At 68.2% G+C, this 18,573-nt stretch carries 12 protein-coding genes; 6 read left to right on the top strand and 6 right to left on the bottom strand.

The window, feature by feature from the left end:
- Positions 1-13 precede the first annotated feature (13 nt).
- The 3 genes from WJ12_RS05875 to WJ12_RS05865 all read left to right on the top strand — a co-directional run bounded on the left by WJ12_RS05875 (position 14) and on the right by WJ12_RS05865 (position 6,982).
- Positions 14-3,127, top strand: coding sequence for an MdtB/MuxB family multidrug efflux RND transporter permease subunit (locus tag WJ12_RS05875; RefSeq protein WP_034186563.1), 3,114 nt, complete (start codon positions 14-16; stop codon positions 3,125-3,127).
- Between the two features lie 3 nt (positions 3,128-3,130).
- Positions 3,131-6,439 (top strand): efflux RND transporter permease subunit, encoded by a 3,309-nt coding sequence (locus WJ12_RS05870; protein ID WP_034186562.1) that lies wholly within the window; start codon positions 3,131-3,133, stop codon positions 6,437-6,439.
- A gap of 159 nt (positions 6,440-6,598) precedes the next feature.
- The gene (locus WJ12_RS05865; protein ID WP_059560651.1) at positions 6,599-6,982 is read left to right on the top strand and encodes a VOC family protein; all 384 of its coding nucleotides are present in this window, start codon (positions 6,599-6,601) and stop codon (positions 6,980-6,982) included.
- 82 nt (positions 6,983-7,064) lie between these two features.
- Here the strand turns inward: WJ12_RS05865 and WJ12_RS05860 are convergent, their stop codons facing one another.
- Complete coding sequence (locus WJ12_RS05860; protein ID WP_059560654.1) at positions 7,065-8,522, bottom strand: NYN domain-containing protein; 1,458 nt, start codon at positions 8,520-8,522, stop codon at positions 7,065-7,067.
- 230 nt (positions 8,523-8,752) lie between these two features.
- On the opposite strand from WJ12_RS05860, the gene WJ12_RS05855 reads away from it, so the two are divergent.
- Positions 8,753-9,382 carry an NAD(P)H-binding protein gene (locus tag WJ12_RS05855; RefSeq protein ID WP_034186559.1) on the top strand — a complete coding sequence of 210 codons (630 nt, stop codon included), beginning with the start codon at positions 8,753-8,755 and terminating at the stop codon, positions 9,380-9,382.
- A gap of 87 nt (positions 9,383-9,469) precedes the next feature.
- Here WJ12_RS05855 and WJ12_RS05850 read toward each other — a convergent pair whose 3' ends face one another.
- Positions 9,470-10,018: a peroxiredoxin gene (locus WJ12_RS05850; protein WP_034186558.1), complete on the bottom strand. Its 549-nt coding sequence runs from the start codon at positions 10,016-10,018 to the stop codon at positions 9,470-9,472.
- A gap of 278 nt (positions 10,019-10,296) precedes the next feature.
- On the opposite strand from WJ12_RS05850, the gene cdpA reads away from it, so the two are divergent.
- The gene (gene cdpA / locus WJ12_RS05845; RefSeq protein ID WP_193791016.1) at positions 10,297-12,039 is read left to right on the top strand and encodes a cyclic di-GMP phosphodiesterase CdpA; all 1,743 of its coding nucleotides are present in this window, start codon (positions 10,297-10,299) and stop codon (positions 12,037-12,039) included.
- A gap of 27 nt (positions 12,040-12,066) precedes the next feature.
- On the top strand, positions 12,067-13,557 hold the full coding sequence (locus WJ12_RS05840; RefSeq protein ID WP_059560657.1) for an HDOD domain-containing protein: 1,491 nt from the start codon (positions 12,067-12,069) through the stop codon (positions 13,555-13,557).
- Between the two features lie 90 nt (positions 13,558-13,647).
- Here the strand turns inward: WJ12_RS05840 and WJ12_RS05835 are convergent, their stop codons facing one another.
- The 4 genes from WJ12_RS05835 to astD all read right to left on the bottom strand — a co-directional run bounded on the left by WJ12_RS05835 (position 13,648) and on the right by astD (position 18,573).
- The gene (locus tag WJ12_RS05835; RefSeq protein WP_059560659.1) at positions 13,648-14,442 is read right to left on the bottom strand and encodes an ABC transporter substrate-binding protein; all 795 of its coding nucleotides are present in this window, start codon (positions 14,440-14,442) and stop codon (positions 13,648-13,650) included.
- A 276-nt stretch (positions 14,443-14,718) separates the two neighbouring features.
- Positions 14,719-15,747, bottom strand: coding sequence for a succinylglutamate desuccinylase (gene astE / locus WJ12_RS05825; protein ID WP_175027844.1), 1,029 nt, complete (start codon positions 15,745-15,747; stop codon positions 14,719-14,721).
- A gap of 7 nt (positions 15,748-15,754) precedes the next feature.
- Entirely contained in the window at positions 15,755-17,095 is a 1,341-nt protein-coding gene (gene astB / locus WJ12_RS05820) for an N-succinylarginine dihydrolase (protein WP_059560664.1), read from the bottom strand.
- 14 nt (positions 17,096-17,109) lie between these two features.
- Positions 17,110-18,573, bottom strand: a complete 1,464-nt coding sequence (gene astD / locus WJ12_RS05815; protein WP_069245600.1) for a succinylglutamate-semialdehyde dehydrogenase — start codon at positions 18,571-18,573, stop codon at positions 17,110-17,112.

Below are 18,573 nucleotides of genomic sequence, written 5' to 3'. Positions count from 1 at the left end.
CGCGGGCCGCTCGATGAATCCTTCCCGCCTCTTCATTCTCCGGCCGGTCGGCACCGCCCTCCTGATGGCGGCGATCATGCTGGCCGGTCTCGTCGCGCTGCGGTTCCTGCCGCTCGCCGCGCTGCCCGAAGTCGACTACCCGACGATCCAGGTCCAGACCTTCTACCCCGGCGCGAGCCCGGAAGTGATGACCTCGTCGGTCACCGCGCCGCTCGAGCGCCAGTTCGGGCAGATGCCGTCGCTGAACCAGATGTCGTCGCAAAGCTCGGCCGGTGCGTCGGTGATCACGCTGCAGTTCTCGCTCGACCTGCCGCTCGACATCGCCGAACAGGAAGTGCAGGCCGCGATCAACGCGGCCGGCAACCTGCTGCCGTCCGACCTCCCGGCCCCGCCGATCTACGCGAAGGTCAACCCGGCCGATGCGCCGGTGATCACGCTCGCCGTCAAGTCGAAGACGCTGCCGCTCACGCAGGTGCAGGACCTGGCCGACACGCGCCTCGCGATGAAGATCTCGCAGATCGCGGGCGTCGGCCTCGTCAGCCTGTCGGGCGGCAACCGCCCGGCCGTGCGGATCCAGGCGAACCCGACCGCGCTCGCGCAGTACGGGATGAACCTCGACGACCTGCGCACGACGATCTCGAACCTGAACGTCAACACGCCGAAGGGCAACTTCGACGGCCCGACGCGCGCCTACACGATCAACGCGAACGACCAGCTGACGAGCGCCGACCAGTACAACAGCGCGGTCGTCGCGTACAAGAACGGCCGCCCGGTGATGCTGACCGACGTCGCGACGGTCGTCGCCGGCTCGGAGAACACCAAGCTCGGCGCGTGGGTGAATTCGGATCCCGCGATCATCCTGAACGTGCAGCGCCAGCCGGGCGCGAACGTGATCCAGACGGTCGACGCGATCAAGGCGCAATTGCCGAAGCTGCAGGAGACGCTGCCGGCCGCGCTCGACGTGGAGATCGTCACCGATCGCACGACGATGATCCGCGCGGCCGTGCGCGACGTGCAGTTCGAGCTGCTGCTCGCGGTCGCGCTCGTCGTGCTGGTGATGTACCTGTTCCTCGCGAACATCTACGCGACGATCATCCCGAGCCTGTCCGTGCCGTTGTCGCTGATCGGCACGCTCGCGGTGATGTACATGGCCGGCTTCTCGCTGAACAACCTGTCGCTGATGGCGCTCACCATCGCGACCGGCTTCGTCGTCGACGACGCGATCGTGATGATCGAGAACATCGCGCGCTACGTCGAGGAAGGCGAGTCGGGGCTCGAGGCCGCGCTGAAGGGCTCGAGGCAGATCGGCTTCACGATCATCTCGCTGACGGTGTCGCTGATCGCGGTGCTGATCCCGCTGCTGTTCATGGGCGACGTGGTCGGGCGCCTGTTCCACGAGTTCGCGATCACGCTCGCGGTGACGATCGTGATCTCGGCGATCGTGTCGCTCACGCTCGTGCCGATGATGTGCGCGAAGCTGCTGCGTCATTCGCCGCCGCCGGAAAGCCACCGCTTCGAGGCGCGCGTGCACCGCACGATCGACTGGGTGATCGCGCGCTACGCGGTCGCGCTCGAATGGGTGCTGAACCGCCAGCGCTCGACGCTGGTCGTCGCGCTGCTGACGCTCGGGCTGACCGCCCTGCTCTACATCTACGTGCCGAAGGGCTTCTTCCCCGCGCAGGACACCGGCGTGATCCAGGCGATCACGCAGGCGCCGCAGTCGATCTCGTACGGCGCGATGGCCGAACGCCAGCAGGCGCTCGCGGCCGAGATCCTGAAGGACCCGAACGTCGACAGCCTCACGTCGTTCATCGGCGTCGACGGCAGCAACATCACGCTGAACAGCGGCCGGATGCTGATCAACCTGAAGGCGCGCGACGACCGCTCCAAAACGGCCGCGCAGATCATCCGCGACCTGCAGCACCGCGTGGCGAACATCACCGGCATCTCGCTGTTCATGCAGTCGGTGCAGGACCTGACGATCGATTCGACCGTCAGCCCGACGCAGTACCAGTTCATGCTGACGAGCCCGAACGCGGAAGAATTCGCGACCTGGGTGCCGAAGCTCGTCGCGCGGCTGCAGCAGGAGCCGTCGCTCGCCGATGTCGCGACCGACCTGCAGAGCAACGGCCAGTCGGTCTACATCGAGATCGACCGCCCGAGCGCCGCGCGTTTCGGCATCACGCCGGCGACCGTCGACAACGCGCTGTACGACGCGTTCGGCCAGCGCATCGTGTCGACCATCTTCACGCAGTCGAACCAGTACCGCGTGATTCTCGAGTCGGAGCCGAAGGAGCAGCACTACGCGCAATCGCTGAACGACATCTACCTGCCGTCGGCCGGCGGCGGCCAGGTGCCGCTGTCGTCGATCGCGTCGTTCCACGAGCGGCCGTCGCCGCTGCTGGTCGCGCACCTGTCGCAGTTCCCGTCGACGACGATCTCGTTCAACCTCGCGCCGGGCGCGTCGCTCGGCGAGGCCGTCAAGGCGATCGAGGCCGCCGAGAAGGACATCAGCCTGCCCGCGTCGTTCCAGACGCGCTTCCAGGGCGCGGCGCTCGCGTTCCAGGCGTCGCTGTCGAACCAGCTGTTCCTGATCCTCGCGGCGGTCGTCACGATGTACATCGTGCTCGGCGTGCTGTACGAAAGCTACATCCACCCGATCACGATCCTGTCGACGCTGCCGTCGGCCGGCGTCGGCGCGCTGCTCGCGCTGATGATCACCGGGCACGATCTGGACATCATCGGCATCATCGGCATCGTGCTGCTGATCGGTATCGTGAAGAAGAACGCGATCATGATGATCGACTTCGCGCTCGAGGCCGAACGTGTCGAAGGCAAGCCGCCGCGCGAGGCGATCTACCAGGCGTGCCTGCTGCGCTTCCGGCCGATCCTGATGACGACGCTCGCCGCGCTGCTCGGCGCGGTGCCGCTGATCGTCGGCTCCGGCGCCGGCTCCGAGCTGCGCCAGCCGCTCGGGATCGCGATCGCCGGCGGCCTGATCGTGTCGCAGGTGCTGACGCTGTTTACGACGCCCGTGATCTACCTCGGCTTCGACTCGCTCGCGCGCCGCGTGCGCGGCTGGTTCGAACGCCACGGCCCCGACGCCGGCAAGCGCACGGATGCGTAAGCCATGAACCTGTCGCGCCCCTTCATCACCCGCCCCGTCGCGACGACGCTGCTCGCGCTCGGCGTCGCGCTCGCGGGCCTGTTCGCGTTCATCAAGCTGCCGGTGTCGCCGCTGCCGCAGGTCGACTTCCCGACGATCTCGGTGCAGGCGTCGCTGCCGGGCGCGAGCCCGGAAACGGTTGCGACCAGCGTGACGAGCCCGCTCGAGCGGCACCTCGGCTCGATCGCCGACGTCTCCGAAATGACGTCGACGAGCACGGTCGGCAACGCGCGGATCATCCTGCAGTTCGGCCTGAACCGCGACATCGACGGCGCCGCGCGCGACGTGCAGGCCGCGATCAACGCGGCGCGCGCCGACCTGCCCGCCGCGCTGAAGAGCAACCCGACCTACCGCAAGGTCAACCCGGCCGATTCGCCGATCATGATCGTGTCGCTGACGTCGGAAACGTCGTCGCCCGCGAAGCTGTACGACGCCGCATCGACGGTGCTGCAGCAGTCGCTGTCGCAGATCGACGGGATCGGCCAGGTCTCGGTGAGCGGCTCCGCGAACCCGGCCGTGCGCGTCGAGCTCGAACCGCAGGCGCTGTTCCACTACGGGATCGGCCTCGAGGACGTGCGCGCGGCGCTGGCGTCCGCGAACGCCAACGCGCCGAAGGGCGCGATCGAGTTCGGCCCGCAGCACTACCAGCTCTATACGAACGACCAGGCCTCCCAGGCGTCGCAATACCGCGACCTCGTCGTCGCCTACCGCAACGGCTCGGCCGTCAGGCTGTCCGACCTGTCGGACGTCGTCGATTCGGTCGAGGACCTGCGCAACCTCGGCCTGTCGAACGGCAAGCGCGCGGTGCTCGTGATCCTCTACCGCTCGCCCGGCGCGAACATCATCGATACGATCGACCGCGTGCGCGCGGCGCTGCCGCAACTCACCGCGTCGCTGCCGGCCGACATCACGGTCACGCCGGTGCTCGACCGCTCGACCACCATCCGCGCGTCGCTGAAGGACACCGAGCACACGCTGCTGATCGCGGTCAGCCTCGTCGTGATGGTCGTGTTCCTGTTCCTGCGCAACTGGCGCGCGACGCTGATCCCGAGCGTCGCGGTGCCGATCTCGATCGTCGGCACGTTCGGCGCGATGTACCTGCTCGGCTTCTCGATCGACAACCTGTCGCTGATGGCGCTGATCGTCGCGACCGGCTTCGTCGTCGACGATGCGATCGTCGTGCTCGAGAACATCTCGCGGCACATCGAGAACGGCAAGTCGCGGATGCAGGCCGCGTTCGACGGTGCGCGCGAGGTCGGCTTCACGGTGCTGTCGATGAGCATCTCGCTCGTCGCGGTGTTCCTGCCGATCCTGCTGATGGGCGGCATCGTCGGGCGGCTGTTCCGCGAATTCGCGCTGACGCTGTCGCTCGCGATCGCCGTGTCGCTCGCGGTGTCGCTCACCGTCACGCCGATGATGTGCGCGCGCCTGCTGCCCGAGTCGCACGACCCGCAAAACGAAGGCCGCTTCGGGCGCTTCCTCGAGCGCGGCTTCTCGCGCATGCAGCGCGGCTACGAGCGCTCGCTGTCGTGGGCGCTGCGCCGGCCGCTGCTGATCCTGCTGACGCTGTTCGCGACGATCGGGCTGAACGTGTACCTGTACATCGTCGTGCCGAAGGGCTTCTTCCCGCAGCAGGACACCGGCCTGATGATCGGCGGCATCCAGGCCGACCAGTCGACCTCGTTCCAGGCGATGAAGCTGAAGTTCTCCGAGATGATGCGGATCGTGCAGGGCAACCCGAACGTGAAGAGCGTCGCGGGGTTCACCGGCGGCACGCAGACCAACTCGGGCTTCATGTTCGTCACGCTGAAGGATCGCTCCGAGCGCAAGCTGTCGGCCGACCAGGTGATCCAGCAGCTGCGCCCGCCGCTGGCGGACGTCGCGGGTGCGCGCACGTTCCTGCAGGCCGCGCAGGATATCCGCGTCGGCGGCCGGCAGAGCAACGCGCAGTACCAGTTCACGCTGCTCGGCGATTCGAGCGCCGACCTGTACAAGTGGGGGCCGATCCTGACCGAGGCGCTGCAGAAGCGCCCCGAGCTGACCGACGTGAACTCCGACCAGCAGCAAGGCGGTCTCGAGGCGATGGTGACGATCGACCGCGCGACGGCCGCGCGCTTCGGCATCAAGCCCGCGCAGATCGACAACACGCTGTACGACGCGTTCGGCCAGCGCCAGGTCTCGACGATCTACAACCCGCTGAACCAGTACCACGTCGTGATGGAAGTCGCGCCGAAATACTGGCAAAGCCCGGAGATGCTGAACCAGGTGTGGATCAGCACGTCGGGCGGCAGCGCGAACGGCTCGCAGACCACCAACGCGGCCGCCGGCACCTATGTCGCGACGTCGGCCGGCACGTCGAGCGCCGGGACGGCCACGCAGAGCGCCGCGGCGATCGCGTCCGATTCCGCGCGCAACCAGGCGCTCAACTCGATCGCCGCGAGCGGCAAGTCGAGCGCGTCGTCGGGTGCGTCGGTGTCGACGTCGAAGTCGACGATGATCCCGCTGTCGGCGATCGCGACGTTCGGGCCGAGCACGACGCCGCTGTCGGTCAACCACCAGGGGTTGTTCGTCGCGACGACGATCTCGTTCAACCTGCCGCCGGGCGTGTCGCTGTCGCAGGCGACCCAGGTGATCTACCAGACCATGGCGCAGGTCGGCGTCCCGCCGACGATCGTCGGCAGTTTCCAGGGCACCGCGCAGGCGTTCCAGCAGTCGATGAACGACCAGCCGATCCTGATCCTCGCCGCGCTGCTGGCCGTCTACATCGTGCTCGGGATCCTGTACGAGAGCTACATCCACCCGATCACGATCCTGTCGACGCTGCCGTCGGCCGGCGTCGGCGCGCTGCTCGCGCTGCTGCTGTTCAAGACCGAGTTCAGCATCATCGCGCTGATCGGCGTGATCCTGCTGATCGGCATCGTGAAGAAGAACGCGATCATGATGGTCGACTTCGCGATCGACCAGACGCGCAACAACAAGAAGTCGTCGTTCGACGCGATCCACGAGGCGTGCCTGCTGCGCTTCCGCCCGATCATGATGACGACGATGGCCGCGCTCCTCGGCGCACTGCCGCTCGCGTTCGGCAGCGGCGACGGCGCCGAGCTGCGCGCGCCGCTCGGGATCGCGATCGCCGGCGGCCTGATCGTGTCGCAGGTGCTGACGCTCTATACGACGCCGGTCGTCTACCTGTACATGGACCGGTTCCGCGTGTGGGGAGAGAAACGCCGCAATCGCCGCGGCAATTCGGGCGGGCCGGCGGTGGCCGGCGAATGACGGGAAGCGGCGGCCCGACTGAGCCGACCCCAAGGGTTGGAGTGGTGTCCAACTCCTGGGGGCAATTCAGGCAGGCGGCCGTTTTTTTGCCCTTGAACCCGGGCGGCGATCGGCTATCGTGAGTCCATGCCTACCGCGAGCCCTTCGCCGGAACCCGCCATGAACGTCCAGCTCAATCACACGATCGTCTGGTGCAGCGACAAGCATGCGTCGAGCCGCTTCCTGACCGAACTCCTGGAATTGCCGCCGCTGACGCCGTTCGGCGCGATGCGGGTCGTCGCGCTCGACAACGGCGTGTCGCTCGATTTCTACGAACAGGCGGGGGAAATCAGGTCGCAGCACTATGCGTTCCTGCTCGACGAAGCCGGCTTCGATCGCGTGCTGGCGCGCATCCGCGCGCGCGGGCTCGCGCACTGGGCCGATCCCGCGAAGCGGCAACCCGACGACATCTACCGCCACAACGGCGGGCGCGGCGTGTACTTCGACGACCCGGACGGCCACTTCCTCGAAGTGATGACGCGTCCGTATGTGCTGAACGGCTAGCGCAGCCGCGCCGGCATTGCGCCGGCCGGTATCGTTCGGCGCGGATGCCGTCCCGCTTCGGACGGCACCCGGACGCCTGCCGTTACTCGGCCGCCGTCGTCTTGCGCGGACGACGTGCGCGCGGTGCCGCCTTGCGGGCCGGCTTTTTCTTGGCAGCGGCCGGTGCGTCGGCATGCGCTTCGAGCGGCGCCGCCTCATGCGACGGCTGGGCGGCAGTCCCGTCGCCGCCGGCATCGCCGGCCGCCGGCTCGGCACGCGTCACGGCGGCATGCCGTTCGTCGCCCTGCTCCGCGTCGTCGGCATGCCTGCCGTGCGCGTGCTGGTCGCCGCCGTGCTTCGCCTCACCGTGGGCGTCGTCGGTCTTCCCGGCCGCATGATGGCCGGCGCCCTTCGCGGCGGCACCCTTCTTCGCGCCCGTCTTCTTCGCCGCGCTCTTGCGCGCACGCTTGCGGCCGTCCTTCGCCTCGCCCGGTGCGTCGACCGCCTCCGCCGCTTCAGCCGGTGGCGTCACCGACCCAGCCTCGACGAACTCGGCGACGTCCGCCGCTTCCGCTTCGGCCTGCTCGCTTTCGTGCGCCACCGCTTCGGCCCGCTGCCCGCGACGTTGCGCATTGCGCCCGGCCCGCGCCGGTTCGGCCGCGCGCGCACCGTGGTGGTGGGCGCCGCCGTGCGCGCTGCCGTCCCCGCCCGCCGCGACATGCTCCATGGCCGCCGGCTGGCGGGCCCGCGACACGAACGCGCCCGACTTGTCGTCGCGCCCCACTTCCAGCAGGCCGCGCGCCTGCGCTTCGTCGAGCAGGTTGCCGAACGCGCGGAACCCGTAGTACGACTCGTTGAAATCCGGCTTGCGGCGCTTGATCGCGCTCTTGAGCACCGACGCCCAGATCTTGCCGACGTCGTCGCGCTCCGACGCGAGCGCATCGAACGTCTCGACCGCCAGCGCGATCGCCTCGGCCTTGCGGGCATCCATGTCGTGCTTGCGCGAGGCCGGCTCGTCAGGCCGCCTCGCGCCGCCGTTGCCGGCACGCTGCTGCTGTTCGCGCTTCGCGAGCGTGCGCTGCTGCTCGCGCACCAGATCGTCGTAGAAGATGAATTCGTCGCAGTTCGCGACCAGCAGGTCCGACGTCGATTTCTTCACGCCGACGCCGATCACCTTCTTCGCGTTCTCGCGCAGCTTCGACACGAGCGGCGAGAAGTCGGAATCGCCGCTGATGATCACGAACGTATCGACGTGCGACTTCGTGTAGCAGAGATCGAGCGCATCGACGACGAGCCGGATGTCGGCCGAATTCTTGCCCGACTGGCGCACGTGCGGAATCTCGATCAGCTCGAAGCTCGCCTCGTGCATCGACGCCTTGAAGCCCTTGTAGCGATCCCAGTCGCAATAGGCCTTCTTCACGACGATGCTGCCTTTCAGCAGCAGGCGCTCCAGCACGGGCTTGATGTCGAATTTCTCGTACTTCGCGTCGCGCACGCCGAGCGCGACGTTCTCGAAGTCGCAGAACACGGCCATGCTGACGTTGTCCAGGGGTAATGCCATGTGTACTCCAACCGGTGGGCCGGCGCGTTATACGCGTAACGGCGAAAAAACCATCGCGCACATGATAGCCGGTCGGCGCGTCATTCCCGCATCCGTGTGAACGAATGAACGCCCGACGCCGGTACGCCCCTTAATACGCGCCCGCCGGCGGGGCAAATCGACATTACACTTGAGTTATCGGTCGTCCGTCCCTATCTGGACGGAAGACGCATCGAGCAAGGAGCGGTTTCATGACGACGAAGGTACTGCTGATTGGTGCGACCGGCCGGACGGGCCAGGCCTGCGCGGATCTGCTGCTCAAGCAGCCGGAGTTCGAGGTCACGGCGCTCGTGCGCCGGCACGGCTATGCGCTGGCGGGCGCACGGGTCGTCGAGGCCGATCTGACGAACGATTTCTCGCACGCGTTCCAGGGCATCACGCACGTGATCTACGCGGCCGGCTCGGCCGAATCGGAGGGCGCGGCCGAAGAGGAACAGGTCGACCGCGACGCGGTGGCCCGCGCGGCCGAATACACGCTCGCCTTCAACGCGCAGAAGCTCGTCGTGATCAGCTCGCTTTCGGCGTACCGGCCCGAACAGGCGCCGGACGCGCTGCGCCATTATTCGCAGATGAAGCGCGAGGGCGACGACCGCGTGATCGCGTCGGGTGTCGACTACGTGATCCTGCGCCCGGGCCCGCTCACCGACGATCCGGGCGTCGGCAAGATCGCGCTGACCGACGCCTGGCTCGACCCCGCGCCGCCCGTGTCGCGCCAGGACGTCGCATGGGCCGCGATCGAGGCGATCAAGCTCGGCATCTCGCGCAAGATCGTCGGCTTCGTCGGCGGCAGCGTGCCGATCGAGCAGGCCTTGCGCGCGTGACGGCCCGCTGCGCGCCGCCGCCCGGCGGCGCGTGTTGTCGTGCCCACGGCCCGCACGGCGGGCCGTTTTCGTGCCAGGCGCGGCCGCTTACGGCTTCGGATGCGCGTCGGCCCACGCCTTCACGGCGGCGAGCGTGTTCTCGACGTGCTTGTCGGGCGACAGGCTCGTGTATTCGTAGAGCACCTTCCCTTCCGGCGAGATCACGTAGGACACGCGGTTCGCGCGGTCGAGCGCCGGCAGCTTCGCATCGTATTCCCGGATGATCTTCGCGTCCGGATCGGCCGCGACCGGGAACTTGCTGCGGCACTCGCTCACCGAGAATTTCGTCAGCGTGTCGATATTGTCGGCCGATACGCCGATCACCGTCGCGCCGTAAGCCTTGTAACGGTCGACCGCATCGGCAAACGCATGCGCCTCGATCGTGCAGCCCTTCGTGAACGCCGCCGGGTAGAAATACAGCACGACCGGCCCCTGCTTCAGCGCGCCGGCGAGCGAGTACGTGTAAGTCTTGCCGCCCAGCGACGCCTGCGTCGTGAAATCCGGCGCCGCGGCGCCCGGCTTCAATTCCGCCTGCGCCATCAGCGCATGGCCGGCCACCAGCGCCGCCACGGCGCCCAGCAACAGTTTTCGCTTCATCTGCGTCCTCATTTCTTATAAAGTCAGCCTCGATACAGGCCACGCCGGCGTTCGCCTGTCGAACATCCGGGATGCGATCCGGGCCGGCGGCTGCGCCATCCGCGGCCGGCCCGTTAAAGATTCCGCACAATCTGCCGTTATTCCTTGCGGACAACCAGTTCCAGCCCTTCACGTCAGCGAGAAACATGGAAGCCAACAGGAAACAGACGTCACGCAAGGGCTCCTGGCGCAGCGCCTTGCATACGCTGCGCCGCTTCGCCTGGTCGGGCGGCGCGCTGATGCCGGCGCGCGCCGGCGCGCCGCGCCGCGACGACTCCGTGCGCAACTGGCTGGAACAGACGGTCGGCACGGTGGATTTCCTCGCCCATGTCGACCGCGAGCTGCGCTTTCTGTACGTGTCCGACGCGAGCCTGCGCTTCATCGGCTACCACCGCGACTACCTGCACACGCTGACGCTGCGCGACCTGATCGCCGAACAGGATACCTCGGCGCTCGAAGGCCTGCTTGCGCGCGCCGCGCGTTCCGGCCAGGTCGAGAAGGCGACGATGTGCATCGTCAAGTCGCTCACCTACCCGCTGGACGTCGAGGTCCGTGCGTTCAAGAGCCGCCATCACGGCGTCGACGGTTTCGCGATCGCGGCATTCGACGTGTCGTCGTGGCGCGCGCTCGAGGCGAAGCTGACGTATGAAATGCACCATGACCCGATGACGGGGCTCGACAACCTGTCCGCGCTCGTGCCGGCGCTGATGCGTGCGCAGCAGACCGCCGACGAGGACGGCACCTGCGCGGCGCTGCTGCTGCTCGACCTCGACGACTACCAGCGGATCAACCGCGCGCTCGGCTACGACGCGGGCGACACGCTGCTGCGCGAGACCGCGCAGCGGCTGAAGGCGCTCGTCACGCCGAACGAGCGGCTCGCGCGCGTCGCGAGCGACAAGTTCGCGATCGTGCTCGGCGCCTCGGACCGCTCGCAGGCGAGCCACGCCGCCGACGCGCTCGCGCGCCGGCTGCAGGCCGCGGTGCGCGAGCCCTACGTGTACCAGGGGCAGACCGTGCACCTGTCCGCGAGCATCGGCATCGCGCTCTACCCCGACGAACGTGCCGCGCCGCATCGCGCGCAGCATCACAGCCCGCTGCTGCGCCGCGCCGACCATGCGCTCGCGCAGGCGAAGGCATCGGGCGGCAACGCGCTTGCGTTCCATGCGCCGGTCGACGATCCGGCCGACGCCGAACGGCTGAAGCTCGAGGCCGATCTGTACGACGGCGTGCGCAACGGCGAGTTCTCGCTCCACTTCCAGCCGATCACGCACAGCCAGTCGGGCGCGGTGGTCGGCGTCGAGGCGCTGATCCGCTGGCGCCATCCGGTACACGGCCTCGTGCCGCCGGCGACCTTCATTCCGCTCGCCGAATCGATCGGCCTGATCAACTACCTCGGCAACTGGGTGCTCAAGGCCGCGTGCATGCAGCTCGTCGCATGGGACAGCCAGGGGCTTGCGCTGCAGTACGTGGCGGTCAACGTGTCGCCGCAGCAGTTCCGCGACCCGCGCTTCACGCAGAGCGTGCGCGAGGCGATCGCGCTGACGGGCATCGATCCGCGCCGCATCGTGCTCGAAATCACCGAAAGCCTGCTGATGCACGATCCCGCGCATGCGAAAGTGCTGCTCGAGGAGCTGACCGATCTCGGCATCCGCTTCGCGATCGACGATTTCGGCACCGGCTATTCGAGCCTCGCGTACCTGCAGCGCTTCCCGCTCGCGAAGCTGAAGATCGACCGCAGTTTCGTCGAGAACCTGCTGACGTCGCGCAACGACCGTGCGATCGTGTCGGCGGTGGTCGGCCTCGCGCAGACGCTCGATCTCGAGCTCGTCGCCGAAGGCGTCGAGACCGAGGCGCAGCGCGCACTGCTGACGGAGATGGGCTGCAATCACATCCAGGGCTGGCTCGTCTGCCAGGCGCTGCCGTCCGAGGAGCTCGCGCGGCGCTTCGAGGCGCAGCAGCTGCACCTGCACGCCGCCGCCTGACGCGCGCGGCGAACCGGACAGATCCGTATGTCAATCACCGAACACCTGCCCCGCACCGCTTTGCTGGACAAGCTGTGGGCCCGGATGAGCGAACGGGGCGATTTCCCGCTGCTGTCGGAATCGCTGCGCGCGACGATGGCCGCGATGAAGAACGACGACCTCGACTTCACCGCACTCGTGCGCGTCGTGCTGTCGGACTTCGCGCTCACGCAGAAAGTGCTGCGGCTCGCGAACTCCGCGATGTACATGGCGTTCGGCGGCAACATCACGACCGTGACGCGCGCGCTGATGGTGCTCGGCATGGACGCCGTCGGCCATCTGGTCGTCGGGCTGAAGCTCGTCGACCATTTCCACCACAGCACGCCGCGGCGAATCGACGCGAAGCTCGAGCTGAACCGCGCGCTGCTGTCCGGCTGCGTCGCGCGCAAGCTCACCGAGCGCGCCGACCTGCGCGCGGGCGAGGAAGCCGTCGTCTGCACGCTGATGCGCCAGGTCGGCAAGCTGCTCGTGGTCTGCTATCTCGACAGCGAATGGGACAAGATCCGCCGCCGCGCGGCCGAGATGCACGTCGACGAAGCGGCCGCCTGCGTCGAGGTGCTCGGCGTCGGTTTCGACGAGATCGGGCTCGAGGCGGCGGCACGCTGGCGGCTGCCCGACATGATCCGCGACGGCATCGCCGACCACCACCACCACGTGAACCGCGTCGACGCGTTCGGCCGCGAACTCGCGGCCGACGAGGACATGATCGAACGCGTGAACTGGCTGCGGGCGGTGAGCCGCTGCTCGGCCGACGTCGCGAGTGCGCTCGCGATGCCCGATGGTCCGCAGCGCGACGCGCACATCGCGGCGCTCGCGCAGCACTATGCGCCGGCGCTCGATACGGAACCCGACGCGCTCGTCGAGATCGCCGACCGGCTCGCGCACGAGGAAGCGAGCGACACCGTGATGCGCGAGATCGTCGAGTTGCGCGCGAACGCCGATGCGATTGCGCGTGCGCAGGCCGAGCCCGAAGCCTGTCTCGAAGCCGGCCTCGCCGACCTGCGCGCGCTGCCGTCCGAGCACGTACTGACGCCGGTGCTCGCGCTGGCGTCGGAAAGCCTGCTCGCGAGCCTCGCGTTCACGCGCACCGTCATGTTCGTGCGCCACGACGACGGCACGTTCGCCGCGCGCCTGGGTTTCGGTCCCGGCGTCGACGCGGCGCTCTACCGGCTGCGCTTTCACGAGCGCTTCGAGCCGGACGTATTCCATCTCGCGATCACCAATTCGGTCGGCATCTTCATCGAGCAGGCGCAGGAACCGAAGATGCTCAAGCGCCTGCCCGCGTGGTATCTCGACGTGTTCGACGACACGCGCGCGTTCGTGCTGCTGCCGGTGCGGGTCGATGCGGCGACGGTCGCGCTGCTGTATGGCGACTGGGCCGGCGCGCAGCCCGCACGCAAGATCTCGCAACAGGAAATGAGCATCCTCAACGAGCTCGCGCACGAACTGGGGCGGTTCTTCCCCGCGCAGCACGGCTGACGGCCGGCCGCCCGCGCGGTTTCCGGTTCCCAAAAGCAAACCGGCCGCATTGGCGGCCGGTTTTTTGCATCGTGCGTTCGAACGAAGCGCTTACTTGAGCGTCACGGGCACGCTGAAGTACTTCTTCGCGAGGTTGTCGATCGTGCCGTCGGCCTTCAGGTCCTTCAGCGCCTGATCGAGTGCGGTCTTCAGCGCCGCGTCGTTCTTGCGCAGGCCGAAGCCGACGCCCGAGCCGAGGATCTCGGCGTCGCTGACGGTGCCGCCCGCGAACGCGAAGCCCTGGCCTTGCGGCTTCGTCAGGAAGCCCTTCGAGCCGGCTTCCGAATCCTGGAACGTCGCGTCGAGACGGCCCGACTTCAGGTCGGCGTAGGCCAGGTCCTGCGTCTGGTACGGCACGACTTCAACGCCGACCGGCGCCCACTTCTTCTTCGCGTACGCTTCCTGGATCGTGCCCTGCAGCACGCCGACGCGCTTGCCCTTCAGCGACTGCGGGGTCGGCAGCAGGCCGCTGCCCTGCTTCGCGATCAGCTGGTTCGGAATCGTATAGATCGGGTCGGTGAACGCGATCGCGTGCTTGCGCTGGTCGGTGATCGTCATGTCCGAGTTGATCGCATCGAACTTGCGCGCCTGCAGCGCGGGGATCAGGCCGTCGAAGTCGTTCTCGACCCACACGCACTTCGTCTTCAGCTTCGCGCACACCGCGTTGCCGATGTCGATGTCGAAGCCGGTCAGCTTGCCGTCGGGCGTCTTGTATTCGAACGGTGCGTACGAGGCCTCGACGCCGAACCGGATCTCCTTCAGATCCGCGGCAAACGCGCTGCCTGCCGCCGCCGCCGATGCCGCCACCACCGCATGCGCGGCCACTTTACGCCAATCCAACTTCATCAGGTGCTCTCCTCGATACTCGAATGTTCCGGAACTACGGACGCAGCCATCATTGCAGGGTCGGATGACTACGACAATGCGGCTGCCGCGCCGTGATGCGGCGCAACAGCCGCAAGGCCGCGATTGTACCAATCCGCGCGGCCCGGCATGGCAAAGCGGCTGCCGATGCGCGATGCTGCGGTGCGCATACGACACCGGCCGCGCCGGCCATCGAACTTGCAAGACGATGTCGCAAATACGCAAGGCGGGCCGCGCGTCGGCGCGGCCGCCGATCGGTCAGACCAATGCCGCGATCGTCTCGCGCGTCGTGTCGACGACGAGCAGGCCCGCACGCAGCCCCGGCTTCACGGTCGGGTTCGGAAACACGATCCGCTCCTCGTCGTGCGTCACCGTGTAGCGGTAGTCGCCGTCCTGCGCGAGCACCGTGCCGCGCGCGAACGCGGTGAAGTTCGCGACGTCGGCCGCGACGAACAGCTCGAGCGCGTCACTCTGCTTCGTGATCTGGTCGATCACCGTGAAGACGCGCGGCAGCGCCGCGTCGGCATCCGTCGGCCGGCCCGACACCAGCTTGCGCACCGCGCGGTCGGCCGGCGCGAAGCGCGTCAGGTCGTTCTGGCCGAACGGCCGCACCTTGCCGAGTTCGAGCGTGCAGGCGAGCGCGCCGCAATGCTCGGCCGTGAAATGCGAATACGTGTTGCCCTTCGCGGTGTGCAGCAGCACGGCCGCGATGCGCGCGTCGCCCAGCCATTCGACCATCGTGCGCGTCGGCGGCGTGCCCGTATGCGGCAGCAGCGCGAACTGCTCGAACACCGACGCGCGGATCGCCGTGTGCATGTCGATGTGCCAGCGCGCGCTGCCCGCCGGCGCGGCCGCGAAGAACGCGGCCGCGGCCGCTTCGAGCTGCGCGGCGCGTGGCGCTTCGCGGCTCGCGGGCACCTGCGTGTGACGGCCGCTGAACAGGCGGTTCAGGTCGTCGTCGAGATAACGCTCGCCCGCGCGCATCGCCGGCACGTTGCCGAGCACGACGAGCAGCCGGCACGCGAGCGGCAGCGCGCCCGACGCGAGATCGCGCACCAGCATCGACAGCAGCTCGATCGGCGCCGTCTCGTCGCCGTGCACGCCCGCCGATACGAGCACGCTCGCGCGTGTTGCCTCGTTCGCCGCGACCGGTTCGAGCACGAGCAGCCCGTCGCCGGGCCATTGCCAGCGCACCGCACCGCCCGCGCAGGTACCGCCCTGCTCGGCCGGCACGCTGCCGGCCAGCGTGAACGCGAGAAAGTCGTCGAGCAGCGCGGCGGCCGGCATCCGTGCCTCAGCGCTGGAAGTCATACAGCGAACCGACGCGCAGGATCTGCGTGAGTTCGTCGAGCGCCGTGCGCGATTCGTCGAGCAGCGCCGGATCGGCGAGATCTGCCGGTGCGAGGCGATCGCGGTAGTGCTTGTCGATCCATGCGTCGAGCGACGCGAACAGCGTGTCGTTGATCCACACGTTCGACGTGACCGCCGCGCGCTCCGCGTCGTTCAGCACGACGCGCAGGCGCAGGCATGCGGGGCCGCCGCCGTTCTTCATGCTTTCGCGCAGGTCGAACACGAGCACGTCGTGAATCGGGCCGTTGCCGGCCGCGAGGTGGTCGAGATAGGCCGCGACGTTGGCGTTCTCGCGACATTCCTGCGGCACGACGAGCACCTGCGAGCCGTCCGCGCGCGACAGCAGCTGGCTGTTGAACAGGTACGACGTCACCGCGTCGTTCACGCTCACGGCCGCTTCCGGCACCTCGATCACGTTCAGGCGCGCGCCGCGTGCGTCGAGCGCGGCGGTCAGCGTGTCGTAGATCGCCTGCTTGTTGACGAACGCGCGCTCGTGCGTGAACAGCGTGTCGCGGTTGCCGACCGAGATCACGTCGTTATGGAACACGCCCGCGTCGATCACGTCCGGATCCTGCTGCGCGTAGACCGTCGCTTCCTCGGCGAGCCCGTGGCGATGCGCGACCGCGCGGCTCGCCTCGAAGGTCTGCCGTGCCGGGAAGCGCTTCGGTTCCGGCCCGCGGCGGTATTCCGCGCGGCCGTACACGAAGAATTCGATGCCCGGCTTGCCGTATTCAGCGCAGAAGCGCGTATGGTTCGCCGCGCCTTCGTCGCCGAGCGCCGGCGTGCCCGTCAGCGCTTCGTGCACCGCGAAGTGCGCGGGATCGGCGAACAGCGTCGACAGCGTGCGGCGCGTCGCTTCGTGCTCGATCGCGCGATGCAGCTTGCTGCACAGGTTCGCCGGCGTGAAGTGCACGCGGCCGTCGCTCGTGTCGGCCGACGGGCTGACCGTGGCCGCGTTCGCGGTCCACATCGCCGACGCCGAGCTCGCCGCGGCGAGCAGTTCCGGCGCCTGCTTCGCGGCCTTCGCGATCACGTCCGCGTCCTTGCCCGAGAAGCCGAGCTCGCGCAACAGGCGCAGCGACGGCCGCTCCTGCGGCGGCAGCACGCCCTGTGCGAAACCGAGATCGGCGAGCTGCTTCATCTTGCGCAGCCCCTGCTTCGCAGCGGCCTTCGGGTTCGCGACCGACTTCTCGTTGTTGAGGGACGCCACGTTGCCGAACGACAGCCCGGCGTAGTTGTGGGTCGGGCCGACGAGCCCGTCGAAATTGGCTTCTTGTGCGTTCATCGTCGCTCCCTCGATCAGAAATGCAGGCCCGGCGACAGGCTCGCGGGCAAGGTCAGTTGCGTGCTTTCCACCGACGCCATCGGATACGCGCAGTAGTCGGCTGCGTAGTACGCGCTCGGGCGATGGTTGCCCGAGCGGCCCGTGCCGCCGAACGGCGCGGCGGACGACGCACCGTTGGTCGGCCGGTTCCAGTTGACGATGCCGGCGCGGATCGTGCGGCGGAAGTGTTCCCATGCCTTCTCGTCGTCGGCCAGCAGGCCGGCGGACAGGCCGAACGCCGTGTCGTTCGCGCGCTCGATCGCTTCGTCGAACGTCGCGTAGCGGACGATCTGCGCGAGCGGGCCGAAATGTTCCTCGTCGGGCAGGTTGGCCACGCCCGTCACGTCGACGATCGCCGCGTTCACGAAGCCGAGGCGCGGATCGCGCTGCGTCATCACGATGACCGGTTTCGCGCCCTGCTCGATCAGGCGCGACTGGGCATCGACCAGCTTCGCGGCCGCGCGTGCCGAGATCACCGCGCCCATGAACGGCTGCGGATCGGCATCGAACACGTCGGCCGTGATCTTCGACGTGACGTCCGCGAAGCGCGCGAGGAAGCGGTCGCCGAACGCGCCCTGCGGCACGAAGATGCGGCGCGCGCACGTGCAGCGCTGGCCGGCCGACAGGAACGCCGACTGGATCGTGTGATGCACGGCCGCGTCGATGTCCTCGACTTCGCCGATCACGAGCGGATTGTTGCCGCCCATTTCGAGCGCGAGCACGATCTCCGGACGGCCGCCGAACTGCTTGTGCAGCAGCGTGCCCGTATCGGAGCTGCCCGTGAAGAACAGTCCGTCGATCTGCCGATGGTTCGCGAGTGCGATGCCGGTGTCCTTCTCGCCCTGCACGAGGTTCAGCACGCCGGCCGGCAACCCGGCCTCCTTCCACACTTCGACCGTCGCGCGCGCGACGCCCGGCGCGAGTTCCGACGGCTTGAACACGACCGCATTGCCCGCGATCAGCGCGGGCACGATATGGCCGTTCGGCAAGTGGCCGGGGAAATTGTACGGACCGAACACCGCGACGACGCCGTGCGGACGGTGGCGCAGCACCGCGACGCCGTCGGCCATGTCCTGGCGTTTCTCGCCGGTGCGTTCCTGGTAGGCCTGAATCGAGATGCCGACCTTCGCGGCCATCGACGCGACTTCGGTGCGTGCTTCCCACAGCGGCTTGCCCGTCTCGCGGCCGATCGCGGTCGCGATCGCTTCCTTGCGTTCGTTGAGCAACGCGGCGAAACGCTTGACGATCGCGCAACGCGATTCGAAGTCGAGCGCCGACCAGCCGGCGAATGCACGGCGCGCGCTCGCGACCGCACGGTCGACGTCGGCCGCCGACGCGCTTTCGCCCTGCCATGCGATCTCGTCGGTGCCCGGGTTGCGCGAAGCGAACACGGGGCCCGAGCCCGCGACCCAGGCGCCGTCGATGAAGAGTTCCGTCAT

It is taken from the genome of Burkholderia seminalis, from assembly GCF_001718535.1.
In the GTDB taxonomy this organism is placed as follows: Bacteria; Pseudomonadota; Gammaproteobacteria; order Burkholderiales; family Burkholderiaceae; genus Burkholderia; species Burkholderia seminalis.
Note: the sequence above shows the minus strand (reverse complement) of the source record. Positions and strands in the feature narration are given on the sequence as shown.

Bases quoted from the DNA above. Each gene is read 5' to 3' on its own strand.
- WJ12_RS05875 (WP_034186563.1), top strand. From the start codon at position 14: ATGAATCCTTCCCGCCTCTTCATTCTCCGGCCGGTCGGCACCGCCCTC.
- WJ12_RS05870 (WP_034186562.1), top strand. From the start codon at position 3,131: ATGAACCTGTCGCGCCCCTTCATCACCCGCCCCGTCGCGACGACGCTG.
- WJ12_RS05865 (WP_059560651.1), top strand. From the start codon at position 6,599: ATGAACGTCCAGCTCAATCACACGATCGTCTGGTGCAGCGACAAGCAT.
- WJ12_RS05860 (WP_059560654.1), bottom strand. From the start codon at position 8,522: ATGGCATTACCCCTGGACAACGTCAGCATGGCCGTGTTCTGCGACTTC.
- WJ12_RS05855 (WP_034186559.1), top strand. From the start codon at position 8,753: ATGACGACGAAGGTACTGCTGATTGGTGCGACCGGCCGGACGGGCCAG.
- WJ12_RS05850 (WP_034186558.1), bottom strand. From the start codon at position 10,018: ATGAAGCGAAAACTGTTGCTGGGCGCCGTGGCGGCGCTGGTGGCCGGC.
- cdpA (WP_193791016.1), top strand. From the start codon at position 10,297: ATGCCGGCGCGCGCCGGCGCGCCGCGCCGCGACGACTCCGTGCGCAAC.
- WJ12_RS05840 (WP_059560657.1), top strand. From the start codon at position 12,067: ATGTCAATCACCGAACACCTGCCCCGCACCGCTTTGCTGGACAAGCTG.
- WJ12_RS05835 (WP_059560659.1), bottom strand. From the start codon at position 14,442: ATGAAGTTGGATTGGCGTAAAGTGGCCGCGCATGCGGTGGTGGCGGCA.
- astE (WP_175027844.1), bottom strand. From the start codon at position 15,747: ATGCCGGCCGCCGCGCTGCTCGACGACTTTCTCGCGTTCACGCTGGCC.
- astB (WP_059560664.1), bottom strand. From the start codon at position 17,095: ATGAACGCACAAGAAGCCAATTTCGACGGGCTCGTCGGCCCGACCCAC.
- astD (WP_069245600.1), bottom strand. From the start codon at position 18,573: ATGACGGAACTCTTCATCGACGGCGCCTGGGTCGCGGGCTCGGGCCCC.